Here is a 24,248-nt window from a genome sequence, read left to right as displayed (position 1 = left end):
ACGGTTCGCGGACAGGACGTCGGTGCGTCAGGGCGTCAGGGCGCGCGCAGGTCGACCAGTTCGGCCAGGACGGCGCGGTGGGTGCCCGCGGCTCCGTAGGCGATCGCGTCGGCCTTGGCCCGCTTGAGATACAGGTGGACCGGGTGCTCCCACGTCATGCCGATGCCGCCGTGCAGTTGCAGCGCCTCCTCGGCGGCGTGGACGGCGACCTGCGCCGCGTACGCCTGGGCCGCCGCGACGGCCACGTCGGTGTCCTCGCCGGTCGCCAGGGCGTCGGCGGCGCTGCGGGCGGCGGCGCGCAGGCCCGCCACCTCCAGCCACAGCCGGGCCAGCCGGTGCTTGAGCGCCTGGAAGCCGCCGACCTGGCGGTTGAACTGCCTGCGTTCCTTGAGGTAGCGGACCGTCTCGGCCAGCAGCCAGTCGGCGAGCCCCAGTTGCTCGGAGGCGAGCAGCCCGGCACCGGCCCGCAGCGCCCGGCGCACGGCGGGGCCGGTGTCGCCGAGCCGGCGCCCCGGCACGCCGTCGAGGGACACCCGCGCCACCGGCCGGGTGGAGTCGAGGGAGACCTGTGGAGTCACCGTCGCGTCGGCGGAGCGGACCGCGTACAGGCCCCCGTCGTCGGCGGGCACCAGCAGCACGTCGGCGGCCGACGCGTCCGCGATGCCCGTCAACTCGCCGTGCAGGACGCCGTTCTCCAGGCGCGCCTCCGCAGCGGCGCCACCCGGCGCGACGTGCAGCCCCACGGCCAGCGCGGCGACGGTCGTGGCCGCCGCCAGTTCGGAGAGCAGGTCCTCGGCCCCGCAGGCCAGCAGCGCCTCGGTGGCGACGACCGCGCTCGTCAGGTACGGCACCGGCGCGACCGCACGCCCCAACTCCTCCAGGATCACGGCGGCTTCGCGGTGGGTGGCGCCCTGCCCGCCCAGTTCCTCGGGGATCAGCAGGCCCGCCAGGCCCATCGAGTCGGCGAGGGACTTCCACAGCGGCAGGTCGTGGAGGGCGGCCGACTCGGTGCGGGTGATGACGCCCGCCGGGTCGCAGTGGTCGGTGAGCAGGTCCCGGACGGCGGCGCGCAGCGCCTCTTCCTCCTCCGAGTAGAGGAGAGCGGGTTCCGGCTGTGCGCTCATCGGGCGAGGTCCTTCCATGCGACGTCCTTGTCGGTGCGCGGTTCGGCGGGCAGGCCCAGGACGCGCTCGGCGACGATGTTGAGCAGGACCTCGCTGGTCCCGCCCTCGATGCTGTTGCCCTTGGAGCGCAGGTAGCGGTATCCGGCGTCGCGGCCGGTGAAGTCGACCAGCTCGGGGCGGCGCATGGTCCAGTCGTCGTAGAGCAGGCCCTCCTCGCCGAGGAGTTCCACCTCCAGGCCGCTGATCTCCTGGTTGAGGCGGGCGAAGTTCAGCTTCATGCCGGCGCCCTCGGGTCCGGGCTGGCCCGCCACCAGTTGCTGGCGCAGGCGTACACCGGTGAGGCGGGCGACCTCGGCCTCGACCCACAGGCCGAGCAGCCGCTGGTGCAGGTCGTGGGTGCGCAGTTCGGGGCGCTCCCGCCAGGTCGCGGCGATCTTGCCGATCATGCCGCCCTCGCGGGGGATCGGAGTGCCGCCGATGGCGACGCGCTCGTTGTTGAGCGTGGTCTGCGCGACCCGCCAGCCGTCGCCGACCTCGCCGAGGCGGCGGGAGTCGGGGATGCGGACGTCGGTGAGGAAGACCTCGTTGAACTCGGCCTCGCCGGTGATCTGGCGCAGCGGCCGCACCTCGACGCCGGGGTCGGTCATGTCGCACACGAAGTAGGTGATGCCCCGGTGCTTGGGCACGTCCGGATCGGTGCGGGCGATGAGGATGGCCCAGCGGGCGAGGTGGGCGCTCGAGGTCCACACCTTCTGTCCGTTGACGATCCAGTCCTCGCCGTCCCGGACGGCCCGCGTGCCGAGCGCGGCCAGGTCGGATCCGGCGCCCGGCTCGCTGAAGAGCTGGCACCAGACCTCCTCGCCGGTCCACAGCGGGCGCAGCAGCCGGCGCTTCTGCTCCTCGGTGCCGTACTGGAGGATGGTCGGGGCGGCCATGCCGAGGCCGATGCCGATGCGCCGGGGGTCGTTGTCGGGGGCGCCCGCGGCCGCCAACTCGGCGTCCACGACGGCCTGGAGGGAGCGCGGGGCACCGAGTCCGCCGAGGCCCTCCGGGTAGTGCACCCAGGCGAGTCCGGCGTCGAAGCGGGCGCGCAGGAAGTCCGGGCGTCCGGTGGCCGCCGGCGGGTGAGCGGCCAGCAACTCCCGGGTACGGCGGCGCAGTTCCGCTGCGTCGGTCATGCGACGGTTCCCTTCTCCAGCTTCTCCGGTCCTGTCTTGTCCGTTCATGCCTTCTCCGGTACGACGGCCACCCGGCCGGTCGTCCTGCCGTCGGCGACGCGCTGCACGGCGTCCGCCGCTCCGGCGAGCGGCACCCGCTCGCTCACCAGCGGCTTGATCGCGCCGTGTGCGGCCAGCTCGGTGAGCTGCTCGTGGCAGTGCCGGACCAGCCCCGGGTCCTTGGTGTTGTACAGGCCCCAGTGCAGGCCGAGGATCGCGTAGTTCTTCACCAGCGCGTGGTTGAGTGCCGGGCTCGGGATGGTGCCGCTCGCGAAGCCGACGACGACGATCCGGCCCTCGAAGGCGACCACCTTGGCGGACTGGGCGTACGCCTGGCCGCCGACCGGGTCGTAGATCACGTCGGCGCCCCGGCCTCCGGTGGCCTCCTTGACGGCGGCGACGACGTCCTCGCCGTGCCGGTCGACGACCAGGTCGCAGCCCAGCTCGCGGGCGACGGCCGCCTTCTCCGGTCCGCCGACGACGCCGATGACGGTGGCGCCGGCCGCCTTGCCCAGCTGTACGGCGGCGCTTCCGACGCCGCCCGCGGCGGCGTGGACGAGCAGGGTCTCGCCGGCCTCGAGGCGGGCCCGGCGGTGCAGGCCGAACCAGCCGGTCTGGTAGCCGATGTGCAGGGCGGCCGCCTCGGCGTCGTCCAGGGAGTCCGGCGCGGGCAGCAGGGCGCGGGCGTCGGCGAGGGCGTACTCGGCGAAGCCGCCGTGCGGCAGCGCGGGGTTGGCGAGGACGCGGCGGCCGTCCTCGGTCTCGCCGCAGATCTCCACGCCCGGCGTGAACGGCAGCGGCGGCCTGACCTGGTACTGGCCCCGGCACAGCAGGGCGTCCGGGAAGTTGACGTTGGCGGCGCGGACCTTCAGCAGGACCTGGCCCTCGCCGGGCGTCGGGGGCGCCACGTCCCCGAGGCGCATCACCTCGCCCGGCTCGCCGTTCTCGTGCACCTGCCATGCCTGCATGCGGGGCCTCCACCGACTGCGTCGTCCGACCGGGTCCTTCGCATACTAAGCGGTCGCTTGCCGTGAGGGGAACAGCTTCCGCCCGGTCGCGCGTCACGATCGCCGTGCGTCGCGGCCGTCAGGACCGGGAGGGCCGGGCCCGTACGTGCATGCGCTCCCCCTGCGGGCCGAAGAGGCTGAGGAACTCGGCCGGCCCCTCCCCCGTCGACCCGAACCAGTGCGGCACCCGGGTGTCGAACTCCGCGGCCTCCCCCGCCGACAGCACCACGTCGTGCTCGCCGAGCACGAGCCGCAGCCGCCCGGAGAGCACGTAGAGCCACTCGTACCCCTCGTGGGTGCGCGGGTCAGGCTCCTCCTTGCGCTGGGGCTCCAGCACCTTGAACGCCTGGAGGCCGCCCGCCTGACGGGTCAGCGGCCAGTGTGTGCGGCCGTGGCGCACGATCGGTTCGGCACGCACCCGGGGGTCGCCGACCGGCGGGGCGCCGACCAACTCGTCCAGCGGCACCTGGTGGGCCTGGGCGATCGGCAGCAGCAGCTCGAGGCTCGGTTTGCGCAGGCCCGATTCCAGCCGCGACAGGGTACTCACCGAGATACCGGTGGTCTCGGACAACGCCGTCAGGGTCACCTCCCGCTCCTTGCGGAGCTGACGGAGCCTGGGTCCGACACCGGCGAGGACATCATCTGCGGTCGTCATGTGTTTATTGCAGTTCCGGCAAACTTGTTTGTCAATCCCGTACCGTCTGAGCGACCTTCTACGTGGAGGTGGTCACCATGACCCAGAACACGAACCCGAAGGACCTGAAGGACACGTCCGGGACGTACGACGTGGTGGTCGTCGGCGGCGGCGCGGCCGGACTCTCCGCCGCGCTCGTCCTGGGCCGCTCACGGCTGCGCACCCTGGTCGTCGACGCCGGCGAGCCACGCAACGCGCCCTCGGCCCACATGCAGGGGTACCTGACCCGGGACGGCATGTCCCCCGCCGAGTTCCTGGCCCTCGGCCGGGAGGAGATCGCGCGCTACGGCGTGGAGCTGGTCCGCGACCGTGCCGTGGACGTCTCCCGGGGCGAGGACTTCGCGGTGGAGCTGGCCGGCGGGGACACCGTGCACGCCCGCCGGCTGATCGTCACCACCGGGCTCAGGGACGAGCTGCCGGCCGTACCCGGGGTCGCCGAGCGGTACGGCCGGGACGTGCTGCACTGCCCGTTCTGCCACGGCTGGGAGGTGCGGGACGAGCACTTCGGCGTGCTGGCCACCAGCCCGCTCAGCGTGCACCAGGCCCTGATGGTGTCCGGCTGGTCGGACGACGTGACGCTCTTCCTGCACACGGTCGCCGAGCGTGAGCTGTCCGACGACGACCTGCGGCGGCTCGCCGCGGCCGGGGTCAAGGTGGTGCCCGGGGAGGTCGCGGGTCTGCGGATCGAGAACGACCGGCTCACCGGGGTCCGGCTGGCGGACGGCACGGCGCACGACCGCACGGTGCTGTTCGTCGCCCCGAAGGCGGTTCCGCAGACCGGCCTGATGGAGCGGCTGGGGGCCGAGCTTCAGGAGACGCCGTTCGGCGCCTACCCCGTGGTGGACCCGACCGGCCGGACGACCGTGCCGGGCGTGTGGACCGCCGGCAACGCGATGGGCTTCGCCGAGCAGGTCGTCCACGCGGCCAGCGGCGGCTACCGCGCGGCGTCGGCGATCGTCGGCGACCTGATCATGTCGGACCTGGACGCGGCCGTCGCGGAGTGAGTCCGCTCCCGGGCGTCCGGGGAGGGCGTACGCGGGACCGCGCGGCAGCCGCGGGGTGTGCGCCCGCCCTCCGCGGTGCACCATGACTGCATGCTGCTTGCCCGGTTGGCCCAGGTGTCCCGGGAGGTCGCCGCCACGTCGGCGCGGTCCCGCAAGACCGTCCTGCTCGCGGAGCTGTTCCGCGAGGCGGAGGCGGCGGACGTGCCGGTCGTCATCCCGTACCTGGCGGGGCGGCTCCCGCAGGGCCGGATCGGCGTCGGCTGGAAGGTACTGAGCCGGCGGGTCGCGCCCGCCGCCGGACCGACCCTGACCGTACGGGACGTCGACGCCCGGCTCACCCGGCTCGGCGCGGTGTCCGGCGCCGGGTCGCAGGCCGAGCGGGCCCGGCTGGTCGGCGAGCTGATGGGCGCCGCCACGGAGGACGAGCAGCGGTTCCTGATCGGCCTGCTGACGGGTGAGGTACGCCAGGGTGCCCTGGACGCGGCCGCCGTCGAGGGCCTGGCCGCGGCGACGGAGGCGCCCCCGGCGGACGTGCGGCGCGCGGTGATGCTCGCGGGGTCGCTCCAGGCGGTGGCCGAGGCTCTCCTGGCCGACGGCCCCGGCGCCCTGGACCGCTTCCGGCTCACCGTCGGCCGGCCCGTGCTGCCGATGCTGGCGCACAGCGCGTCCTCGGTGGGCGAGGCGGTCGGCAAGCTGGGCGCCGCCGCCGTCGAGGAGAAGCTGGACGGCATCCGCGTCCAGGTGCACCGGGACGGCGGCACCGTACGGGTGTACACCCGCACCCTGGACGAGATCACCGGCCGGCTCCCCGAGGTCACCGGGGCGGCCCTGGCGCTGCCCGGTGAGCGGTTCATCCTGGACGGCGAGGCGATCTCCCTCGACGCGGACGGGCGTCCCCGCTCCTTCCAGGAGACCGCCGGCCGGGTCGGCTCCCGCACCGACGTGGCCACAGCGGCACGGGCGGTCCCGGTCTCCGCGGTCTTCTTCGACGCGCTGTCCGTCGACGGCCGCGACCTGCTCGACCTGCCGCTGACCGAGCGGCACGCGGAGCTGGCCCGGCTGGTCCCCGAGCCCCTGCGGGTACGGCGCACGCTGGTGCGCGGGCCCGACGAGACCGGGGCCGCGGAGGAGTTCCTCGCCGAGACGCTGGCGCGCGGGCACGAGGGCGTCGTCGTCAAGGGGCTGGACGCCGCCTACAGCGCGGGCCGGCGCGGCGCGTCCTGGCTGAAGGTCAAGCCCGTCCACACCCTCGACCTGGTGGTGCTGGCCGCCGAGTGGGGCCACGGCCGCCGCACCGGCAGGCTCTCCAACCTCCACCTGGGCGCCCGCACCGCCGACGGCTCCTTCGCGATGCTCGGCAAGACCTTCAAGGGCATGACCGACGCCCTGCTGGCCTGGCAGACCGAGCGCCTGCGGGAACTGGCCGTCGAGGAGCACGGCTGGGGCGTGACCGTACGCCCCGAACTCGTCGTCGAGATCGCCTACGACGGTCTCCAGCGCTCCACCCGCTACCCGGCCGGCGTCACCCTCCGCTTCGCCCGGGTGGTCCGCTACCGCGAGGACAAGCGCCCCGAGGACGCGGACACCGTGGAGACCCTGCTCGCCGCGCACCCCGGGGTGGCCCCGTGAGGCGCAGCGCGGGCCTGCTGCTGCACCGGCGCGGTCCCGGCGGGGAGCTCCAGGTGCTCCTCGGCCACATGGGCGGCCCCTTCTACACCCGTCGGGACGCCGGGGCGTGGACCGTCCCCAAGGGCGAGTACGACCCCGAGGAACCGGCGTGGGAGGCGGCCCGGCGCGAGTTCGAGGAGGAGCTGGGGCTGCCGCCGCCCGAGGGCGAGGCGGTGCCGCTCGGGGAGGTGCGGCAGGCGGGCGGGAAGCTCGTCACGGTCTGGGCGGTCGAGGCCGACCTCGATCCGGCGGCCGTGGTTCCAGGCACCTTCACGATGGAGTGGCCGCCGAGGTCGGGACGGACCGAGGAGTTCCCCGAACTGGACCGGGTGGCGTGGTTCGCGCTGGACCGGGCCCGCGAGGTGATCGTGAAGGCGCAGGCCGCGTTTCTCGACCGGCTGGCTGAGCACTCGCACTGACGAGACACCACCAGGAACCACCCGCCAGGAACCACGACGAACGACGCGGCCCGTCCGCGTTGCGGTGCCCCGCGCCGCGCGCCAAGGTCGAAGCACGCATGCACTCAGGGAGGTCGGCCATGCCCATCGCGACGGTGAACCCGGCGAACGGCGAGACGCTCAGGACGTACGAGGCCATGGGCGAGGAGGAGATCGAGCGCCGGATCGAGCTCGCGGAGGCCACCTTCCGCACCTACCGGACCACGGGCTTCTACGAGCGGGCCGGGCTGATGCGCCGGGCCGCCGATCTCCTGGAGGCCGACCAGAAGGAGATCGGCAAGGTCATCACCACGGAGATGGGCAAGCCGGTCAAGCAGGCCCGCGCGGAGGCGGCCAAGTGCGCCAAGGCGATGCGCTGGTACGCCGACCACGCGGCGGAGCTGCTGGCCGACGAGGAGCCGGACGACGCCGACGTGAAGGACTCCGGCGCCTCCCGGGCGCTGGTCCGCTACCGGCCGCTGGGCCCGGTGCTCGCGGTGATGCCGTGGAACTTCCCGCTCTGGCAGGTCGTCCGCTTCGCCGCGCCCGCTCTGATGGCGGGCAACGTCGGGCTGCTCAAGCACGCCTCGAACGTGCCGCAGACCGCCCTCTACCTGGAGGACCTGTTCCACCGGGCGGGCTTCCCCGAGGGCTGTTTCCAGACCCTGCTCATCGGTTCCGCCCAGGTCGACGACGTCCTGCGCGACGAGCGGGTGCGGGCCGCCACCCTCACCGGCAGCGAGCCCGCGGGCCGCGCGGTGGCCTCCACCGCCGGACAGATGATCAAGAAGACGGTGCTCGAGCTGGGGGGCAGCGACCCGTTCGTCGTCATGCCGTCCGCCGACGTGGACCGCGCCGCCGAGGTGGCGGTGACCGCGCGCACGCAGAACGCCGGGCAGTCGTGCATCGCCGCCAAGCGGTTCATCGTGCACACGGACGTGTACGACGCCTTCGCCGAGCGCTTCACCGAGGGCATGCGGGCGCTGAGGGTCGGCGACCCGATGGACGAGGAGACCGAGGTCGGCCCGCTCTCCAGCGAGCAGGGACTGAACGACGTGGTGGAGCTGGTCGACGACGCGGTGCGCGGCGGCGCGACGGTGCTGTGCGGCGGCGAACGGCCCGACGGGCCCGGCTGGTACTACCCGCCGACCGTCCTGGCGGACGTCACCCGCGACCTGCGGATCCACCGCGAGGAGGCCTTCGGGCCGGTCGCCACGCTCTACCGGGCGGCCGACCTGGACGAGGCGGTGCTGATCGCCAACGACACGGACTTCGGGCTCAGTTCCAACGTGTGGACGCGCGACGACGCCGACGTGGACCGGTTCGTCCGGGACCTGGAGGCGGGCGGGGTGTACGTCAACGGGATGACGGCGTCCCACCCGGCGTTCCCGTTCGGCGGAGTCAAGCGGTCGGGCTACGGGCGTGAGCTGTCCGGGCACGGAATCCGCGAGTTCTGCAACATCACCACCGTATGGCACGGAGCGTGAGCCCTCCGCGACTACGATCCCCTTTGTGAACCGCGAAGTGACCCTGCCTCTGATCGTCGACGACCGCGGCACGCTCCAGGTCGCCGCGTCCGACGTGAGCAAGCTGCTGCGCACGGTCGGCGGGCGGTGGCTGCGGCTGGTGGAGACCGGCGAGGAGAGTCTGGACGAGGACACCGTCGCGGCCCTCACCATCGAGCTGGCCAAGCTGGCCGACCGGATCGACGTGGCGTGCATCGCCCACAGCAGCGGCCGCTCCTCCTGACGCCTGCCCGGTACGACGCCTGGCGGTACGACGCCTGCCCCGGACGGCGCCTGCCCGGCACGCGCCTTCCCCGAGACGGCCCTTCCCCGAGACGGAGTAGCCCCGCGAGAGATCGCCGCCCGGGTGGGTGATCGTGGACGGGCACCCCTGAAAAGGTGCAGCACTTTCCGGCCGGGGGGCGCAAGCCTTCCGCGAGGCGAAAGCAGGCACGGTTCATGGCGACTTTGTGCAGACCCTCGGTGTCCGTCCCGGAGCACGTGATCACGATGGAGGAGACGCTGGAGCTGGCGCGCCGGCGTCACACCGACCATCCTCAACTGCCGCTCGCGCTCCGGCTGATAGAGAACACCGGGGTCCGCACCCGGCACATCGTGCAGCCCATCGAGGAGACGCTGAAGCACCCGGGCTTCGAGGACCGCAACAAGGTCTACGAGCGGGAGGCGAAGTCCCGCGTACCTGCCGTGGTCCAGCGTGCCCTCGACGACGCGGAGCTGCTCACCACCGACATCGACGTGATCATCTACGTCTCGTGCACGGGCTTCATGATGCCCTCGCTCACGGCGTGGCTGATCAACGAGATGGGCTTCGACGCCACCACGCGGCAGATACCCATCGCCCAGCTGGGCTGTGCGGCCGGCGGTGCGGCGATCAACCGGGCCCACGACTTCTGCACCGCGTACCCCGACGCCAACGCGCTCATCGTGGCCTGCGAGTTCTGCTCGCTGTGCTACCAGCCCACCGACCTCGGGGTGGGCTCCCTGCTCTGCAACGGCCTCTTCGGCGACGGCATTGCCGCCGCGGTGGTCCGCGGCCGGGGCGGCACCGGAGTGCGCCTGGAGCGCAACGGCTCGTACCTGATCCCCAAGACCGAAGAGTGGATCATGTACGACGTGAAGGCGACCGGTTTCCACTTCCTGCTGGACAAGCGGGTGCCGGCCACCATGGAACCGCTCGCGCCGGCGCTCAAGCAGCTGGCGGGCGAGCACGGTTGGGACGCCGCCGACCTGGACTTCTACATCGTGCACGCGGGCGGCCCCCGGATCCTCGACGACCTCAGCAAGTTCCTCCAGGTCGACCCGCACGCGTTCCGGTTCAGCCGGTCCACGCTCACCGAGTACGGCAACATCGCCAGCGCCGTCGTCCTGGACGCGCTGCGCAGGCTCTTCGACGAGGGCGGGGTCGAGGAGGGGGCACGCGGGCTGCTGGCCGGTTTCGGTCCCGGCATCACCGCGGAGATGTCCGTGGGCTGCTGGCAGACCGCGGACCTGCGGCGGAGCGTGCGGCAGGACCTGACGCGGGGTGTGTCCCCGGGCGTGACGCGGAGTGTGAGGCAGACATGAGCGAAGAGACGATGTCCCGGACCGTGCCGCCCGTACGGGACTGGCCGGCCGTCGACCTGCCCGGCAGCGACTTCGACCCGGTGCTCACCGAGTTGATGCGGGAGGGTCCCGTCACCCGGATCTCGCTGCCCAACGGCGAGGGCTGGGCCTGGCTGGTGACCCGCCACGACGACGTGCGCCTGGTCACCAACGATCCGCGGTTCGGCCGCGAGGCCGTCATGGACCGGCAGGTCACCCGGCTGGCCCCGCACTTCATCCCGGCCCGCGGCGCGGTCGGCTTCCTCGACCCGCCGGACCACACCCGGCTGCGCCGCTCGGTGGCCGCCGCCTTCACCGCGCGGGGCGTGGAGCGGGTGCGCGAGCGGTCCCGCGGCATGCTCGACGAACTGGTCGACGCCATGCTGAAGGCCGGTCCGCCCGCCGACCTCACCGAGGCGGTGCTGAGCCCCTTCCCCATCGCGGTGATCTGCGAGCTGATGGGTGTGCCGGCCACCGACCGGCACGCCATGCACACCTGGACCCAGCTCATCCTGTCCTCCTCGCACGGCGCCGAGGTCAGCGAGCGGGCCAAGAACGACATGAACACCTACTTCTCGGATCTCATCGGGCTCCGGTCGGACAGCACCGGCGAGGACGTCACCTCGCTGCTCGGTGCCGCCGTGGGCCGGGAAGAGATCACCCTGGCCGAGGCGGTCGGGCTCGCGGTCCTGCTCCAGATCGGCGGCGAGGCGGTCACCAACAACAGCGGGCAGATGTTCCACCTGCTGCTGAGCCGCCCCGAACTCGCCGAACGCCTGCGTTCCGAACCGGAGATCCGTCCCCGGGCCATCGACGAACTGCTGCGCTGGATCCCCCACCGCAACGCCGTCGGGCTCTCCCGGATCGCCCTGGAGGACGTGGACGTCAAGGGCGTGCGGATCCGGGCGGGCGACGCGGTCTACGTGTCCTACCTGGCCGCCAACCGCGACCCGGAGGTCTTCCCCGACCCGGACACGGTCGACTTCGACCGCTCCCCCAACCCGCACGTGTCCTTCGGCTTCGGCCCGCACTACTGCCCGGGCGGCATGCTGGCCCGGCTGGAGTCGGAGCTGCTGGTCGACGCGGTCCTGGACCGGGTGCCGGGTCTGAAGCTCTCGGTGGCGCCCGAGGACGTCCCCTTCAAGAAGGGCGCGCTGATCCGCGGGCCCGAGGCCCTGCCGGTGACCTGGTGAGCGGCCTGGTGGCGGCGGCCGAGGGCCTGCTGGTGCCGCCGGGGCAGGGCCGGGTGGTGCAGGCGCCGGCCCAGCACGTGACCTTCAAGGTGACCGGTTCGCACTCGCGGATGGCGTCCACCTTCGAGGTGATCGTGCCGCCGGGGTTCGACGTCGGCGCGCACGTGCACAGCCGCAGCGAGGAGCTGTTCTACGTGCTCGAGGGCGAGCTGGACGTGCTCGCCTTCGAGCCGAGGATCCGCACCCCCGACAACTGGCGCACGTGGGAGTCGCCCTCGGGCAACCGGGTGGTGCGCGCCACCCCGGGCACGGTCATCGTCGTACCCCCGGGCTGCCCGCACGCCTTCGCCAACCCGACGGGCGAGCCGGCCAAGATGTTCTTCCAGGCCAGCCCGCCCCCGGACCACGAACGCTACTTCGAGGAACTCCTGGAGATCCTGGGCGACGGGGGCCCACCGGACCACGAGGCGATCGAGGCCCTGCGGGCGAAGTACGACATCGAGCAGCTCACGCCGCTGCGACACGGTTAGCGGATCGGCATGCCCGCCAGCGTCCGCGCGATCACCAGCCGCTGGATCTCACTCGTGCCCTCGAAGATCGTGTAGATCGCGGAGTCCCGGTGCATCCGCTCCACCGGGTACTCCCGCGTGTAGCCGTTGCCGCCCAGGATCTGGACCGCCTGGGCGGTCACCTTCTTCGCGGTCTCGCTCGCGAACAGCTTGGACATCGAGCCCTCGGCCGCCGTGAACGGCTTGCCGTTGATCGCCATCCAGGACGCCCGCCACACCAGCAGCCGCGCGGCGTCGATGGAGGTGCGCATGTCGGCGAGCTGGAAGGCGACGCCCTGGTTGTCGATGATGGGGCGTCCGAACTGCTCACGGGTCTGCGCGTACTCCAGCGCCACCTCGTACGCCGCCCGGGCCGTGCCCACCGCCATCGCGCCGACGGCCGGGCGGGACGCCTCGAAGGTGGCCATCGCGGCGTTCTTCACGCGCTCGCCGCCCTTCTTGGCCTTCTCCCGGGCGCGGGCCAGTCGGGCGTCCAGCTTCTCCTTGCCGCCCAGCAGGCAGGAGCCGGGCACCCGCACGTTGTCGAGGACGACCTCGGCGGTGTGCGAGGCGCGGATGCCGTGCTTCTTGAACTTCTGGCCCTGGGACAGCCCCGGCGTGGCCGGCGGGACGATGAAGGAGGCGTGGCCCTTGGAGCCGAGGTCCGGGTCGACGACCGCGACGACGACGTGGACGTTGGCGATGCCGCCGTTGGTCGCCCAGGTCTTGGTGCCGTTGAGCACCCACTCGTCCTTGGCCTCGTCGTACACGGCACGCGTGCGCATGGAGGCCACGTCGGAACCGGCGTCGGGCTCGGAGGAGCAGAAGGCGGCGACCTTGACGTCGTTGGCGTCGCCGTACATCTGGGGGATCCAGGTGCCGATCTGCTCCTCGGTGCCGTTGGCGAGGACGCCGACGGCGGCGAGGCCGGTGCCGACGATCGACAGGGCGATGCCCGCGTCGCCCCAGAACAGCTCCTCCATCGCCATGGGGATGCCGAGGCCGGTGGAGTCGAAGTACTGCTGGGCGTAGAAGTCCAGGGAGTAGATGCCGACCTTGGCGGCCTCCTGGATGACCGGCCAGGGGGTCTCCTCGCGCTCGTCCCATTCGGCGGCCGCGGGGCGGATGACGTCGGCGGCGAAGCCGTGCAGCCAGTCCCGGACCTCCTTCTGTTCGTCGCTCAGCTCCATGGTGAACTCGGCCATGTCCCCTCCAGTGACGCCCGTGCATGTTACTTGCGGTAACCCCGAGTCTGTTACCGACGGGTAGGAAAAGTCAACTCCCGGAACCCCCTCGCCCTCCCGTTCGATGGCCCTGGTCCCGTGAGTGTTAGTTTGCGCAGGCGTCACCGAAACAGCACGGGTGGGGAGAGCACATGAACACCACACAGCGGGCCGATCCGCAGACGTCCGCCGACCGCAGACGGCGCGAGCTGCTCGAGGCCGCCGACCGGGTGGTGCTGCGCGACGGTCCGCACGCCTCGATGAACGCCATCGCCGCGGAGGCCGGCATCACCAAGCCGATCCTGTACCGCCACTTCGGCGACAAGGGCGGACTCTACGCCGCCCTCGCCGTCCGGCACACGGACGCCCTCCTCGCCTCGCTGCGGGCCGCCCTGGACGCCCCGGCGGAGCGGCGGCAGCGCGTCGAGGCCACCCTGGACACCTATCTGGCGGCCATCGAGGCCCGCCCGCAGGTGTACCGCTTCCTGATGCATCCGGCGGACGGCGGCACCGCACCGGGCGACCAGTCCGAGCAGGGCTTCGACGTCGGCAGGCACTCGGCGCCACTGCTGCGGCGCATGGGCGAGGAGCTGGCCCAGGTCATCGAGGAGCGCCTCGACGTCGGACCGGGCACCCAGCAGCTGGCCCGGGTGTGGGGGCACGGGATCGTCGGCATGATGCACGCCGCCGGGGACTGGTGGCTGGGCGAACGGCCCTGCCCCCGGGAGGAGTTGGTCCGCAGCCTGGCCGACCTGCTGTGGGGCCGCCTCGCCGAGGCGGGGGACAAGGCGGGCGGCCCCGGGTTCTGACCTCCGGTCTCCCCCGGTCCGTCGTCGGTGCGGGCACTCAGCGGCGCCAGGACGCCCGCGCCACCTGCCGCATCAGCTTCCGGTGGCGCCGCCCGGTCAGGCGATCGGCGTAGACCCGCCCCTCCAGATGGTCGCACTCGTGCTGGAGGCACCGCGCGAAGAACCCGGTCCCGCGCACGGTGACCGGCTCTCCGGTCACCGTGAAGCCCGTCACCACCGCCTCGTCGTGCCGCTCGGTCCCCGCCTCCAGGCCCGGCAGCGACAGACAGCCCTCGGGACCGCGCACCACCACCCCGCCGGTCTCCACCAGCCGGGGGTTCACCACGTGCCCGAGGTGCCGCTCCTCCTCGTCGTCCGGGCAGTCGTACACGAAGACGCGCAGCGCCTCGCCGATCTGGTTCGCGGCCAGGCCCACGCCGTGGGCGGCGTACATGGTCGCGAACAAGTCCTCCACGAGCGCCGCGAGTTCCGGACCGAAGTCCGTCACCTCCGCGCAGGGGGCGTGCAGGACGGGGTCGCCGAGGAGGGCGAGGGGACGGACGCGCCCGTGGGCGCCCGGGATGGAGCCTTGTCGCATGGCGGTCAGAGTAAGGTCCCTGTGTCCCCCGGCGGCACGCGCCCACCGCCGGAACCCGGTGGCCGGTGCCGCGATTCGGGAGTGCGAATGGATCTCGATAGGCTGAGGTCCACACCACGTGGCCGTCAGGCTTCACAGGCTTCAGGCGCGGCGCGTACGGCAAGGAGGATCGAGAACTGATGGCAGGCAACTCGGACCCGCTCACGCCGCGGGCCAAGATCGCCGTGACCGCGGGCAAGGCGGTCGCGGCGGCGTCGCGCGCCGCGGGGCGCGGCAGCGGTTCGGTGATCGGCGGCCGGGTCGCGCTGAAACTCGACCCCGACCTCCTGCACCGGCTCGCCGGGCACCTGGACGTGACGCTCGTCTCGGCGACCAACGGCAAGACCACCACCACCCGGCTCATCGCCGAGGCGCTCAAGGCGGCCGGCCCGGTCGTCTCCAACGCGCTCGGCGCCAACATGCCGGCCGGCATCACCTCGGCGCTCGCCGGTGGCGCGGAGGCCCGCTACGGGGTGATCGAGGTCGACGAGAAGTACCTCGTCGGCGTCGCCCAGGCCACCGACCCGAAGTGCATCGCGCTGCTCAACCTCTCCCGCGACCAGCTGGACCGCGCCGCCGAGACCCGCATGCTCGCCGAGAACTGGCGCGAGGGCCTGGCCGGCTCCAAGGCCGTGGTCGTCGCCAACGCCGACGACCCGCTGGTGGTGTGGGCGGCCTCCTCCTCCCCCAACGTGATCTGGGTCGCCGCCGGGCAGATGTGGAAGGACGACGCCTGGTCCTGCCCGTCCTGCGGCGGCGTGATGCAGCGCCCCGGCGACGACTGGTTCTGCGGCGAGTGCGGCTTCCGCCGCCCCACGCCGAGCTGGGCCCTGTCCGGCGACCACGTCCTCGACCCGCACGGTTCCGCCTGGCCCATCCACCTCCAGCTGCCGGGCCGCGCCAACAAGGCCAACGCCGCCTCCTCGGCCGCCGTCGCCGCCGTCTTCGGGGTGCCGCCGCAGGTCGCGCTGGAGCGCATGTACCAGGTGCAGGCGGTCGCCGGGCGCTACGACGTCGTCCAGTTCCAGGGCCGCGACCTGCGCCTGCTGCTCGCCAAGAACCCGGCGGGCTGGCTGGAGACCTTCTCCCTGATCGACCCGCCGCCGGCCCCGGTGATCCTCTCGGTGAACGCGCGCGGCGCCGACGGCACCGACACCTCCTGGCTGTGGGACGTGGACTACACGCGGCTGTCCGGCCACCCGATCTGCGTGGTCGGCGACCGCAAGCTGGACCTCGCGGTGCGCCTGGAGGTCGCGAACCAGCAGTTCCAGGTGTGCGAGGACCTCGACCAGGCGGTGCAGCTCTGCCCGCCCGGCCGCATCGAGGTCATCGCGAACTACACCGCCTTCCAGGACCTGCGCCGCCGCGTCGGCAACTGACCGCGAGACTTCAGGGGATTTTCGTGAGCGACAACCAACTGCGGATCGTCTGGATCTACCCGGACCTGCTCAGCACCTACGGCGACCAGGGCAACGCCCTCGTCGTGGAGCGCCGGGCCCGCCAGCGCGGCCTCGACGTGGCCCGGCTGGACGTGCGCAGCGACCAGCCGATCCCGACCTCCGGCGACATCTACCTGATCGGCGGCGGCGAGGACCGGCCGCAGCGGCTCGCGGCCGAGCGGCTGCGGCGGGACGGCGGACTCAACCGGGCGGTGGAGAACGGCGCGATCGTGTTCTCCGTCTGCGCCGGCTACCAGATCCTGGGCCACGAGTTCATCAACGACCTCGGCCAGCGCGAGCCCGGCCTCGGGCTGCTCGACGTGGTCTCCACCCGCGGCGAGGGCGCCCGGTGCGTCGGCGACGTGCTCGGCGACATCGACCCCCGCCTCGGCCTGCCCCCGCTGACCGGCTTCGAGAACCACCAGGGCGTCACCCACGTCGGGCCCAGCGCCCGTCCGCTCGCCCAGGTCCGCTTCGGCAACGGCAACGGCACGGGGGACGGCACGGAGGGCGCGTACAACGACACGGTCTTCGGTACGTACATGCACGGCCCGGTCCTGGCCCGCAACCCGCTGATCGCGGACCTGCTGCTCAAGCTGGCCCTCGACGTGAACGCACTGCCGCCGACCGACGACCGCTGGTACGAGGCGCTCCGCAACGAGCGCATCGCGGCTGCGCAGCAGCCTGCGTAGTCACAGTTGCGCAGCAGCCTGCGTGACGCCTACGGTCCCGGCCCGTCTGATGGCACATCCGCACAGGTGAGCGGCTGCGTCCAGTAGGCGGACGCGTGGTTCGGTCCCGCCCCCCGGTACCGCTAGGGTGGCGGGGATCGAGCCGGACAGCGCGGTCCGGACCCGTGCCACGTTGAGAAGGTTTTTCGGGCTATGCGCATTGGTGTCCTCACGTCCGGCGGCGACTGCCCCGGCCTGAACGCCGTCATCCGGTCCGTCGTGCACCGTGCCGTCGTCGACCACGGCGACGAGGTCATCGGTTTCCGGGACGGCTGGAAGGGCCTCCTGGAGTGCGACTACCTCAAGCTCGACCTCGACGCGGTCGGCGGCATCCTGGCCCGCGGCGGCACCATCCTCGGCTCCTCCCGGGTCCGTCCCGAGCACCTGCGGGACGGCGTCGAGCGGGCCCGCGGCCACGTCGAGGAACTCGGCCTCGACGCGATCATCCCGATCGGCGGCGAGGGCACCCTGAAGGCGGCCCGGCTGCTGTCGGACAACGGCCTGCCGATCGTGGGCGTGCCGAAGACCATCGACAACGACATAGCGGTCACCGACGTCACCTTCGGTTTCGACACCGCGGTGACCGTCGCCACCGAGGCCCTGGACCGGCTGAAGACCACCGCCGAGTCCCACCAGCGGGTGCTGATCGTCGAGGTCATGGGCCGGCACACCGGCTGGATCGCGCTGCACTCCGGCATGGCGGCCGGCGCACACGCCGTCGTCGTACCGGAGCGGCCCTTCGACATCGACGAGCTGACCGCGAAGGTCGGCGCGCGTTTCTCCGCGGGCAAGCGGTTCGCGATCGTGGTGGCGGCGGAGGGTGCCAAGCCCAGGGCGGGCACCATGGACTTCGACGAGGGCGGCAAGGACGTCTACGGCCACGAGCGCTTCGCCGGGATCGCCCGCCAGCTCTCCATCGAACTGGAGGAACGGCTCGGCAAGGAGGCCCGGCCGGTGATACTCGGGCACGTCCAGCGCGGTGGGACGCCCACGGCGTACGACCGGGTGCTGGCGACGCGGTTCGGGTGGCACGCGGTGGAGGCGGTGCACCGCGGGGAGTTCGGGAAGATGACGGCGCTGCGCGGGACGGACATCGAGATGGTGTCGCTCGCCGACGCGGTGGAGGCGTTGAAGACGGTGCCGGACGCGCGGTACGCGGAAGCGGAGTGTGTTCTCTGACCTGCCGGTCGGAGCTCGGGCCCTGAGGTGATTCGCGGACCGCGGGCCGTAGGTGGCTTGTCGCGCAGTTCCCCGCGCCCCTGAAGGGCGCGTTTCACCGCCCCCAGTCGCAAGCGCGGCCGGGGGCGGTTCTAGTCTGGCTTCGGACAAGCGGTGTTCAACCGCGCTCAACCCCCATGAAACAGGAGCGGGCGGATGGATCACGGCGGGCACGGCATGACGATGGATCTGCCGCCGTTCACGCTGGGGCGGGGGCTCGCCTGGTCGGCGGACCCCTTCTTCCTCGTCGCCTGTCTCCTGGGACTGGCGCTGTACGGCTGGGGCGTCGTCCGCCTGGTGCGGCGCGGCGACAAGTGGCCGGTCGGCCGGACTGTGGCCTTCGTGTCCGGTGTGCTGAGCGTGGCCCTGATGATGTGCACCAAGCTGAACGACTACGGCATGGTCATGTTCAGCGTGCACATGGTGCAGCACATGGTGATCAGCATGGTGTCGCCGATCCTGCTCCTGCTCGGCGCCCCGATCACGCTGGCGCTGCGTGCGCTGCCCCCGGCGGGCCGTGGCCGCAAGGGCCCCCGTGAGCTGCTGCTGATGCTGCTGCACAGCCGCTACATGCGGATCATCACGCACCCGGCGTTCACCATCCCGCTGTTCATCGCGAGCCTGTACGCGCTGTACTTCACTCCCCTCTTCGACACGCTGATGAGCTCCCAGGCCGGGCACATCGGGATGATGGTGCACTTCCTCGCCGTCGGCGTGGTGTTCTTCTGGCCGATCATGGGCGTGGACCCGGGCCCGCACCGGCCGGGCTACCTGATGCGGATGCTGGAGCTGTTCGCGGGCATGCCGTTCCACGCGTTCTTCGGCATCGCGCTGATGATGGCCTCCTCGCCGATGGTCGAGACGTTCAAGAACCCGCCCGCCTCACTCGGCATCGACGCCCTCTCCGACCAGAACGCGGCCGGCGGCATCGCCTGGGCGTTCAGCGAGGTCCCGTCCGTCCTCGTGCTGCTCGCGCTGTTGTTCCAGTGGTACGCCTCGGAGGAGCGCCAGGCCCGGCGCAGCGACCGGGCCGCCGACCGCGACGGCGACAAGGAGCTGGCGGCGTACAACGCCTATCTGGCCTCACTGAACACACGCGGCGGCTGAACGGGGCACCATGGAGGGCAACGGACACGAGGAGGGTGTTGCGATGCCCGGTTCCACGGACAGTTCGACGAAGACGATGGGGGCGTTCACCATCGGAGGCCTGGTCGCGGTGACGGCCTACACGGTGGCGCTCGGGAGCAACGGCTGGTTGTGGTTCGGCTGGGTCGTGCTCGGTCTGATCACCCTGGGGCTGGTGGCCACCCGCAGCGCCTGAGCCCCCGCGCGGGGCACCCGCGTCACTCGGCGGGCCGGCTCAGTCACGACCGAGCCGGCCCGCCGAGTGCACACCCGGCTGGTACTTCGGCAGCCGGACCGTGATCTTCATGCCCGCGCCGACGGCCGTCTCGATGACGAGGCCGTGGTCGTCTCCGTAGACCTGCCGGAGGCGGTCGTCGACGTTGGACAGTCCGATGCCGCCAGACGGGCTGACCTCGCGCGCGAGGATGCGACGCAGCAGGTCCGGGTCCATGCCGGCGCCGTCGTCCTCGATGACGACCAGGGCCTCGGCGCCCGCGTCCTGGGCGGTGATCTGGATGCGGCACCGGTCGGCCTTGCCCTCCAGCCCGTGTTTGACGGCGTTCTCGACGAGCGGCTGGAGGCAGAGGAAGGGCAGCGCGACCGGCAGCACCTCGGGGGCGACCTGGAGGGTGACGGCGAGGCGGTCGCCGAAGCGGGCCCGTACCAGCGCCAGGTAGTGGTCGATGGCGTGCAGTTCGTCGGCGAGGGTGGTGAAGTCGCCGTGCCTGCGGAACGAGTAGCGGGTGAAGTCGGCGAACTCCAGCAGCAGCTCACGGGCACGCTCGGGGTCGGTGCGCACGAAGGACGCGATCACCGCGAGCGAGTTGAAGATGAAGTGCGGGGAGATCTGCGCGCGCAGCGCCTTGATCTCGGCCTCGATGAGGCGGGTGCGGGACTGGTCGAGGTCGGCCAGCTCCAGTTGGACGGAGACCCAGCGGGCCACCTCCCCGGCCGCGCGGACCAGGACGGCGGACTCGCGGGGCGCGCAGGCGACGAGGGCGCCGTGCACCCGGTCGTCCACGGTCAGCGGGGCGACGACGGCCCAGCGCACCGTGCAGTCCGGGGTGTCGCAGGTGAGCCGGAAGGCCTCGCCGCGGCCGGTCTCCAGCGGTCCGGCGAGTCGTTCCATGATCTCGGCGCGGTGGTGGGTGCCCACGCCGTCCCAGACCAGGACCTCCTCGAGGTCGGTCAGGCACAGCGCGTCCGTGCCGAGCAGGGAGCGCAGCTTGCGGGCCGACTTCCCTGCGGTCTCCTCGGTCAGGCCCGCCCGCAGCGGGGGTGTGGCCAGCGAGGCGGTGTGCAGGGTCTGGAAGGTGGCGTGCTCGACCGGGGTGCCCAGGCCGCCGAGGTGCTGCGGGCGGGCCGTGCGCCGCCCCAGCCAGAAGCCGGTGGCCAGCAGCGGGAGCAGGGCGACGGCGAGGCCCGCCAGGAATCCGGCCGCGGAGCCGCTCATCGCGTCGTCTCCTCTCGCTGCCCGGTCCCGGCCTGCGGATCGCCCGTACGAGGGTCCTCCGTGGGCGGTTGGTGGGCGCGCAGGCCCTTCGCATGCAGCTCTTCCGCGCGCAGGTCCTCCGCCCTCAGATCCTCCGCGCGCAGGTCCTCCGCCCTCAGATCCTCCGTGCCCAGTTCCTCCGGCAGGTGGAAGCGGGCCAGGATCGCCGCCGTCCCCGCCGGGACCCGGCCCGGGGTGGCGAGGGAGACCAGCACCATCGTGAGGAAGCCCAGCGGCACCGACCACAGGGCGGGCCAGGCCAGCAGCGCGTGCAGCGCCCCGCCCCCGCCGGGGAGGCCGCCCATCGTGGCGGCGACGGCGAGCAGGGCTGAGCCGCCGCCCACCAGCATCCCGGCAGCCGCGCCGGGCGGGGTCAGCCGTCGCCACCAGATGCCGAGGACGAGCAGCGGGCAGAACGAGGAGGCGGACACGGCGAAGGCGAGGCCGACGGCGTCGGCGACCGGCAGCCCGCCGACCAGCGCGCTCGCCGCCAGCGGCACGGCCATGGCGAGCAGGGTGCCCAGCCGGAAGTGGGGCACGGCGCGGGACGGCAGCACGTCCTGCGTGAGCACGCCCGCGACGGCCATGGTGAGCCCGGACGCGGTGGACAGGAACGCGGCGAAGGCACCGCCCGCGACCAGCGCGCCGAGCAGGTCGCCGCCCACTCCGCCGATCACCCTGTCCGGCAGCAGCAGGACCGCGGCGTCGGCCTCCCCGGTGAGGGTCAGCTCGGGGGCGTAGAGGCGGCCGAGGGCCCCGTAGAGGGGCGGCAGCAGGTAGAAGGCGCCGATGAGGCCGAGGACGGCGACGGTGGTGCGGCGGGCCGAGACGCCGGTCGGGCTGGTGTAGAAGCGGACCACGACGTGCGGCAGGCCCATGGTGCCCAGGAACGTGGCCAGGATCAGGCCGTACGTGGCGTACAGCGGGCGTTCCGCGCGGCTCTCGGCCCGGGACGGCGACAGGGCGTCGTCGGCGCCGCGTCCGGCGGCCGGGACGGGGGTGTCCGCGGCGAAGGTGAGGCGGGTGCCGGCCTCGATGCGGTGGGTGCCGGCGGGCAGGGCGACGCGGGCGCCGTCGCGGGCACGGCCGTCCACGGTGCCGTCGACGGTGACCGTCAGCGGCTCCTCGAGCTTGAGGGTGAGGGTGTCGTCGATGCGGACCGAGCGCTGCTCACGGAAGGTGGCGGGCTCCTCGAAGGGGCGGCCGGGGGCGCCGTCGCCCTGCCAGGCCAGCACCAGGAAGAGGGCGGGGACCAGCAGGGCGGTGAGCTTGAGCCAGAACTGGAACGCCTGGACGAAGGTGATGCTGCGCATGCCCCCGGCGGCGACGATGGCGGTGACGACGACGGCGACGATCACCCCGCCCAGCCAGTCGGGCGCCCCGCTGAGCACGGTCAGCGTCAGCCCGGCGCCCTGGAGCTGGGGCAGCAGGTACAGCCAGCCGACCCCGACGACGAAGGCCCCGGCGAGCCGCCGCACCCCCTGGGAGGCAAGCCGGGCCTCGGCGAAGTCGGGCAGCGTGTAGGCCCCCGAGCGGCGCAGCGGTGCGGCGACGAAGAGCAGCAGGACCAGGTACCCGGCGGTGTAGCCGACCGGGTACCAGAGCATGTCGGGACCCTGGACGAGGACCAGTCCCGCGATGCCGAGGAAGGAGGCGGCGGAGAGGTACTCGCCGCTGATGGCGGCGGCGTTGAGGCGGGGGCCGACGGTGCGGGAGGCGACGTAGAAGTCGGAGGTGGTCCGGGAGATGCGCAGGCCGAAGGCGCCGACGAGGACGGTGGCGACGACCACGAGGGCGACGGCGGGTATGGCGTAGCTGGAGTTCATGGTGCCTTCACGGCCTCGTCCGGCATGGTCACCGGTCCTCGACGAGCCGCACGAAGTCGCGTTCGTTGCGCTCGGCGCGGCGCACGTACCAGCGGGCGAGCAGGACGAGCGGGGCGTACAGGCCGAAGCCGAGGACGGCCCACTCCAGACCGCGGGCGTCGGGCAGCACCGCGAACAGCAGCGGGAGCGGACCGACGAGGAGACCGAGGACGGCGAGGGCGGCGAGGCCGGCCCGCAGCTGGCTGCGCATCAGGGAGCGGACGTAGGTGTGGCCGAGGGTGGTCTGCTCGTCGATCTCGGTGCGCGGGCGGTAGTGGCCCAGGGGCTGGGAGTGCCGTCCGCGCGAGCGGAGCCGGGCGTGCGGGACGGGGCGCCTGGGCGGGGCGGTGACGGTGACGCGGCGCTCGGTGGGGTCCTGGGGCACGGTTCACGGCCTCCGCATGAGCAGGTCCCGCAGCTCGCGGGCGTGGCGCCGGCTGACCTGGAGTTCCTCGGTGCCGACCAGGACGCTGACGCTGCCGGCGTCCAGGCGCAGCTCGCCGATGTGGCGCAGGGCGACGAGGTGACGGCGGTGGATGCGCACGAAGCCCCGGGCCCGCCAGCGTTCCTCCAGGGTGGACAGGGGGATGCGGACGAGGTGGCTGCCCCGGTCGGTGTGCAGGCGGGCGTAGTCGCCCTGCGCCTCGACGTGGGTGATCTCGTCGACGGGCACGAAGCGGGTGACGCCGCCGAGCTCCACGGTGACGTGGTCCGGGTCGGGTTCGTGCACGGGGATGCGCGGGGCGGGCACGGCGGCGGCGCCGCGCCGTTCGGCGGCCCGGCGCACCGCTTCCGCCAGCCGCTCCCGACGCACCGGTTTGAGCACGTAGTCGACGGCCTTGAGGTCGAAGGCCTGGACGGCGAAGTCCTCGTGCGCGGTGACGAACACGACCAGCGGCGGCCGGGCGAACCCGGTGAGCAGCCGGGCGAGGTCCAGCCCGTCGAGGCCGGGCATCTGGATGTCGAGGAAGACGACGTCGATGGCGTCGGGACCGTCGGGGCCCGACTCCAGGGCCCGGTTGATGCGGCGCAGCGCCTCGGTCGCGTCGCTCGCGCCCTCCGCGGTGCCGACGCGGGGGTCGGCGTTCAGCAGGTACACGAGTTCCTCGAGCGTGGGGCGTTCGTCGTCGACAGCCAGGGCGCGCAGCATGAAGGTGGAGTGTAGGGGCGATCCGGGCGCCTGCACACGCCTGCGACGTGGCCGTATCCCCTGGATACAGTGCCCGCATGAACAGCAGGCCCGCTTCCTTCGACGAACTCGACCGGAAGATCGTCACCGCCCTGATGGAGAACGCCAGGACCTCCTTCGCGGAGATCGGCGCGGACGTCGGACTGTCCTCGACGGCGGTCAAGCGCCGGGTGGACCGGCTGCGCGAGACGGACGTGATCACCGGGTTCACGGCCACGGTGCGGCCCTCCGCGCTGGGGTGGCGCACGGAGGCGTACGTGGAGGTGTACTGCGAGGGGGCGGCGCCGCCGCGGCGGCTCGCGGAGGTCGTGCGGGGCTACCCGGAGATCACGGCGGCGATGACGGTCACCGGCGGAGCGGACGCGCTGCTGCACGTGCGGGCGCGGGACGTGGAGCACTTCGAGGAGGTGCTGGAGCGCATTCGTGCGGAGCCGTTCATCCGGAAGACGATCAGCGTGATGGTGCTGTCCCACCTGATCGCGGACAGTCCGGAGGCGGGAGCCGCCCTGCCCGCTCCGGACGGCGCAGCAAACGTGCGCTGA

Annotated in this window: 25 protein-coding genes; 15 read left to right on the top strand and 10 right to left on the bottom strand. The window is 72.7% G+C overall.

Annotated elements, in window-relative coordinates; all coding sequences use genetic code 11:
- Nucleotides 1-35: 35 nt before the first annotated feature.
- From Sco07f_RS12620 to Sco07f_RS12605, 4 genes are all read right to left on the bottom strand, one after another.
- A complete protein-coding gene (locus tag Sco07f_RS12620) occupies nucleotides 36-1,124 on the bottom strand; it encodes an acyl-CoA dehydrogenase family protein (protein WP_108987886.1) in 1,089 nt (362 codons plus the stop codon).
- Entirely contained in the window at nucleotides 1,121-2,302 is a 1,182-nt protein-coding gene (locus Sco07f_RS12615; RefSeq protein WP_007388147.1) for an acyl-CoA dehydrogenase, read from the bottom strand. Before Sco07f_RS12615 ends, Sco07f_RS12620 begins: the two co-directional genes overlap by 4 nt.
- Before the next feature lie 44 nt (nucleotides 2,303-2,346).
- Nucleotides 2,347-3,309, bottom strand: a complete 963-nt coding sequence (locus Sco07f_RS12610) for an NADPH:quinone oxidoreductase family protein (protein ID WP_108987885.1) — start codon at nucleotides 3,307-3,309, stop codon at nucleotides 2,347-2,349.
- 118 nt (nucleotides 3,310-3,427) lie between these two features.
- Entirely contained in the window at nucleotides 3,428-4,003 is a 576-nt protein-coding gene (locus Sco07f_RS12605) for a helix-turn-helix domain-containing protein (RefSeq protein ID WP_042822050.1), read from the bottom strand.
- A 77-nt stretch (nucleotides 4,004-4,080) separates the two neighbouring features.
- Here Sco07f_RS12605 and Sco07f_RS12600 point away from each other — a divergent pair, with 77 nt between their 5' ends.
- From Sco07f_RS12600 to Sco07f_RS12565, 8 genes are all read left to right on the top strand, one after another.
- Nucleotides 4,081-5,046 carry an NAD(P)/FAD-dependent oxidoreductase gene (locus Sco07f_RS12600; RefSeq protein WP_108988095.1) on the top strand — a complete coding sequence of 322 codons (966 nt, stop codon included), beginning with the start codon at nucleotides 4,081-4,083 and terminating at the stop codon, nucleotides 5,044-5,046.
- A gap of 90 nt (nucleotides 5,047-5,136) precedes the next feature.
- Entirely contained in the window at nucleotides 5,137-6,675 is a 1,539-nt protein-coding gene (locus Sco07f_RS12595; protein WP_108987884.1) for an ATP-dependent DNA ligase, read from the top strand.
- Nucleotides 6,672-7,133, top strand: a complete 462-nt coding sequence (locus tag Sco07f_RS12590; protein WP_007388166.1) for an NUDIX hydrolase — start codon at nucleotides 6,672-6,674, stop codon at nucleotides 7,131-7,133. The genes Sco07f_RS12595 and Sco07f_RS12590 overlap by 4 nt, the downstream gene beginning before the upstream one ends.
- A 119-nt stretch (nucleotides 7,134-7,252) precedes the next feature.
- Nucleotides 7,253-8,638 carry an NADP-dependent succinic semialdehyde dehydrogenase gene (locus Sco07f_RS12585; protein WP_108987883.1) on the top strand — a complete coding sequence of 462 codons (1,386 nt, stop codon included), beginning with the start codon at nucleotides 7,253-7,255 and terminating at the stop codon, nucleotides 8,636-8,638.
- 25 nt (nucleotides 8,639-8,663) lie between these two features.
- The gene (locus Sco07f_RS12580; protein WP_007388168.1) at nucleotides 8,664-8,900 is read left to right on the top strand and encodes a DUF6213 family protein; all 237 of its coding nucleotides are present in this window, start codon (nucleotides 8,664-8,666) and stop codon (nucleotides 8,898-8,900) included.
- A gap of 155 nt (nucleotides 8,901-9,055) precedes the next feature.
- Nucleotides 9,056-10,240: a type III polyketide synthase gene (locus Sco07f_RS12575; protein ID WP_275576659.1), complete on the top strand. Its 1,185-nt coding sequence runs from the start codon at nucleotides 9,056-9,058 to the stop codon at nucleotides 10,238-10,240.
- Nucleotides 10,237-11,451, top strand: a complete 1,215-nt coding sequence (locus Sco07f_RS12570; RefSeq protein ID WP_007388170.1) for a cytochrome P450 — start codon at nucleotides 10,237-10,239, stop codon at nucleotides 11,449-11,451. The genes Sco07f_RS12575 and Sco07f_RS12570 overlap by 4 nt, the downstream gene beginning before the upstream one ends.
- Nucleotides 11,448-11,981, top strand: a complete 534-nt coding sequence (locus tag Sco07f_RS12565) for a cupin domain-containing protein (protein WP_007388171.1) — start codon at nucleotides 11,448-11,450, stop codon at nucleotides 11,979-11,981. Before Sco07f_RS12570 ends, Sco07f_RS12565 begins: the two co-directional genes overlap by 4 nt.
- On the opposite strand, the gene Sco07f_RS12560 is transcribed toward Sco07f_RS12565, so the two are convergent.
- Complete coding sequence (locus Sco07f_RS12560; RefSeq protein ID WP_003977622.1) at nucleotides 11,978-13,204, bottom strand: acyl-CoA dehydrogenase family protein; 1,227 nt, start codon at nucleotides 13,202-13,204, stop codon at nucleotides 11,978-11,980. The two genes, Sco07f_RS12565 and Sco07f_RS12560, sit on opposite strands and share 4 nt — an antisense overlap.
- A 170-nt stretch (nucleotides 13,205-13,374) precedes the next feature.
- Between Sco07f_RS12560 and Sco07f_RS12555 the strand changes: the two genes are divergently transcribed.
- Nucleotides 13,375-14,031, top strand: a complete 657-nt coding sequence (locus tag Sco07f_RS12555; RefSeq protein ID WP_007388172.1) for a TetR/AcrR family transcriptional regulator — start codon at nucleotides 13,375-13,377, stop codon at nucleotides 14,029-14,031.
- 37 nt (nucleotides 14,032-14,068) lie between these two features.
- Here Sco07f_RS12555 and def read toward each other — a convergent pair whose 3' ends face one another.
- Nucleotides 14,069-14,608, bottom strand: coding sequence for a peptide deformylase (gene def / locus Sco07f_RS12550; protein ID WP_007388150.1), 540 nt, complete (start codon nucleotides 14,606-14,608; stop codon nucleotides 14,069-14,071).
- 179 nt (nucleotides 14,609-14,787) lie between these two features.
- On the opposite strand from def, the gene Sco07f_RS12545 reads away from it, so the two are divergent.
- The 5 genes from Sco07f_RS12545 (at nucleotide 14,788) to Sco07f_RS12525 (ending at nucleotide 19,356) form a co-directional block, all read left to right on the top strand.
- Nucleotides 14,788-16,026, top strand: a complete 1,239-nt coding sequence (locus Sco07f_RS12545; RefSeq protein ID WP_054102745.1) for a Mur ligase family protein — start codon at nucleotides 14,788-14,790, stop codon at nucleotides 16,024-16,026.
- Between the two features lie 23 nt (nucleotides 16,027-16,049).
- Nucleotides 16,050-16,778, top strand: a complete 729-nt coding sequence (locus Sco07f_RS12540) for a type 1 glutamine amidotransferase (protein ID WP_007388174.1) — start codon at nucleotides 16,050-16,052, stop codon at nucleotides 16,776-16,778.
- A gap of 192 nt (nucleotides 16,779-16,970) precedes the next feature.
- Nucleotides 16,971-17,996 (top strand): 6-phosphofructokinase, encoded by a 1,026-nt coding sequence (locus tag Sco07f_RS12535; RefSeq protein WP_108987882.1) that lies wholly within the window; start codon nucleotides 16,971-16,973, stop codon nucleotides 17,994-17,996.
- A gap of 195 nt (nucleotides 17,997-18,191) precedes the next feature.
- Complete coding sequence (locus tag Sco07f_RS12530) at nucleotides 18,192-19,142, top strand: cytochrome c oxidase assembly protein (protein WP_108987881.1); 951 nt, start codon at nucleotides 18,192-18,194, stop codon at nucleotides 19,140-19,142.
- A gap of 43 nt (nucleotides 19,143-19,185) precedes the next feature.
- Nucleotides 19,186-19,356 carry a hypothetical protein gene (locus Sco07f_RS12525; RefSeq protein WP_007388177.1) on the top strand — a complete coding sequence of 57 codons (171 nt, stop codon included), beginning with the start codon at nucleotides 19,186-19,188 and terminating at the stop codon, nucleotides 19,354-19,356.
- Nucleotides 19,357-19,395: 39 nt separating this feature from the next.
- On the opposite strand, the gene Sco07f_RS12520 is transcribed toward Sco07f_RS12525, so the two are convergent.
- Genes Sco07f_RS12520 through Sco07f_RS12505 form a run of 4 tightly spaced genes read right to left on the bottom strand, consistent with a single transcriptional unit; the run spans nucleotide 19,396 to nucleotide 23,667 of the window.
- The gene (locus Sco07f_RS12520) at nucleotides 19,396-20,613 is read right to left on the bottom strand and encodes a sensor histidine kinase (protein WP_007388151.1); all 1,218 of its coding nucleotides are present in this window, start codon (nucleotides 20,611-20,613) and stop codon (nucleotides 19,396-19,398) included.
- Nucleotides 20,610-22,478 carry a sodium/solute symporter gene (locus Sco07f_RS12515; protein WP_108987880.1) on the bottom strand — a complete coding sequence of 623 codons (1,869 nt, stop codon included), beginning with the start codon at nucleotides 22,476-22,478 and terminating at the stop codon, nucleotides 20,610-20,612. The genes Sco07f_RS12520 and Sco07f_RS12515 overlap by 4 nt, the downstream gene beginning before the upstream one ends.
- Before the next feature lie 28 nt (nucleotides 22,479-22,506).
- Nucleotides 22,507-22,902, bottom strand: a complete 396-nt coding sequence (locus Sco07f_RS12510) for a hypothetical protein (protein ID WP_054102742.1) — start codon at nucleotides 22,900-22,902, stop codon at nucleotides 22,507-22,509.
- Nucleotides 22,903-22,905: 3 nt separating this feature from the next.
- Nucleotides 22,906-23,667: a LytR/AlgR family response regulator transcription factor gene (locus Sco07f_RS12505; protein WP_007388154.1), complete on the bottom strand. Its 762-nt coding sequence runs from the start codon at nucleotides 23,665-23,667 to the stop codon at nucleotides 22,906-22,908.
- Nucleotides 23,668-23,744: 77 nt separating this feature from the next.
- On the opposite strand from Sco07f_RS12505, the gene Sco07f_RS12500 reads away from it, so the two are divergent.
- A complete protein-coding gene (locus Sco07f_RS12500) occupies nucleotides 23,745-24,248 on the top strand; it encodes an Lrp/AsnC family transcriptional regulator (protein ID WP_007388178.1) in 504 nt (167 codons plus the stop codon).

This window comes from Streptomyces coelicoflavus (genome assembly GCF_003112555.1).
Lineage (GTDB): Bacteria > Actinomycetota > Actinomycetes > Streptomycetales > Streptomycetaceae > Streptomyces > Streptomyces coelicoflavus.
This window is presented reverse-complemented; position numbering and strand designations above follow the sequence as displayed.

What these genes read in the sequence shown, in the direction of transcription:
- Sco07f_RS12555 (WP_007388172.1), top strand. Translation starts at nt 13,375, where the DNA reads ATGAACACCACACAGCGGGCCGATCCGCAGACGTCCGCCGACCGCAGA.
- Sco07f_RS12585 (WP_108987883.1), top strand. Translation starts at nt 7,253, where the DNA reads ATGCCCATCGCGACGGTGAACCCGGCGAACGGCGAGACGCTCAGGACG.
- Sco07f_RS12515 (WP_108987880.1), bottom strand. Translation starts at nt 22,478, where the DNA reads ATGAACTCCAGCTACGCCATACCCGCCGTCGCCCTCGTGGTCGTCGCC.
- Sco07f_RS12620 (WP_108987886.1), bottom strand. Translation starts at nt 1,124, where the DNA reads ATGAGCGCACAGCCGGAACCCGCTCTCCTCTACTCGGAGGAGGAAGAG.
- def (WP_007388150.1), bottom strand. Translation starts at nt 14,608, where the DNA reads ATGCGACAAGGCTCCATCCCGGGCGCCCACGGGCGCGTCCGTCCCCTC.
- Sco07f_RS12610 (WP_108987885.1), bottom strand. Translation starts at nt 3,309, where the DNA reads ATGCAGGCATGGCAGGTGCACGAGAACGGCGAGCCGGGCGAGGTGATG.
- Sco07f_RS12500 (WP_007388178.1), top strand. Translation starts at nt 23,745, where the DNA reads ATGAACAGCAGGCCCGCTTCCTTCGACGAACTCGACCGGAAGATCGTC.
- Sco07f_RS12525 (WP_007388177.1), top strand. Translation starts at nt 19,186, where the DNA reads ATGCCCGGTTCCACGGACAGTTCGACGAAGACGATGGGGGCGTTCACC.
- Sco07f_RS12535 (WP_108987882.1), top strand. Translation starts at nt 16,971, where the DNA reads ATGCGCATTGGTGTCCTCACGTCCGGCGGCGACTGCCCCGGCCTGAAC.
- Sco07f_RS12605 (WP_042822050.1), bottom strand. Translation starts at nt 4,003, where the DNA reads ATGACGACCGCAGATGATGTCCTCGCCGGTGTCGGACCCAGGCTCCGT.
- Sco07f_RS12600 (WP_108988095.1), top strand. Translation starts at nt 4,081, where the DNA reads ATGACCCAGAACACGAACCCGAAGGACCTGAAGGACACGTCCGGGACG.
- Sco07f_RS12520 (WP_007388151.1), bottom strand. Translation starts at nt 20,613, where the DNA reads ATGAGCGGCTCCGCGGCCGGATTCCTGGCGGGCCTCGCCGTCGCCCTG.
- Sco07f_RS12560 (WP_003977622.1), bottom strand. Translation starts at nt 13,204, where the DNA reads ATGGCCGAGTTCACCATGGAGCTGAGCGACGAACAGAAGGAGGTCCGG.
- Sco07f_RS12595 (WP_108987884.1), top strand. Translation starts at nt 5,137, where the DNA reads ATGCTGCTTGCCCGGTTGGCCCAGGTGTCCCGGGAGGTCGCCGCCACG.
- Sco07f_RS12530 (WP_108987881.1), top strand. Translation starts at nt 18,192, where the DNA reads ATGGATCACGGCGGGCACGGCATGACGATGGATCTGCCGCCGTTCACG.
- Sco07f_RS12505 (WP_007388154.1), bottom strand. Translation starts at nt 23,667, where the DNA reads ATGCTGCGCGCCCTGGCTGTCGACGACGAACGCCCCACGCTCGAGGAA.
- Sco07f_RS12615 (WP_007388147.1), bottom strand. Translation starts at nt 2,302, where the DNA reads ATGACCGACGCAGCGGAACTGCGCCGCCGTACCCGGGAGTTGCTGGCC.
- Sco07f_RS12570 (WP_007388170.1), top strand. Translation starts at nt 10,237, where the DNA reads ATGAGCGAAGAGACGATGTCCCGGACCGTGCCGCCCGTACGGGACTGG.
- Sco07f_RS12545 (WP_054102745.1), top strand. Translation starts at nt 14,788, where the DNA reads ATGGCAGGCAACTCGGACCCGCTCACGCCGCGGGCCAAGATCGCCGTG.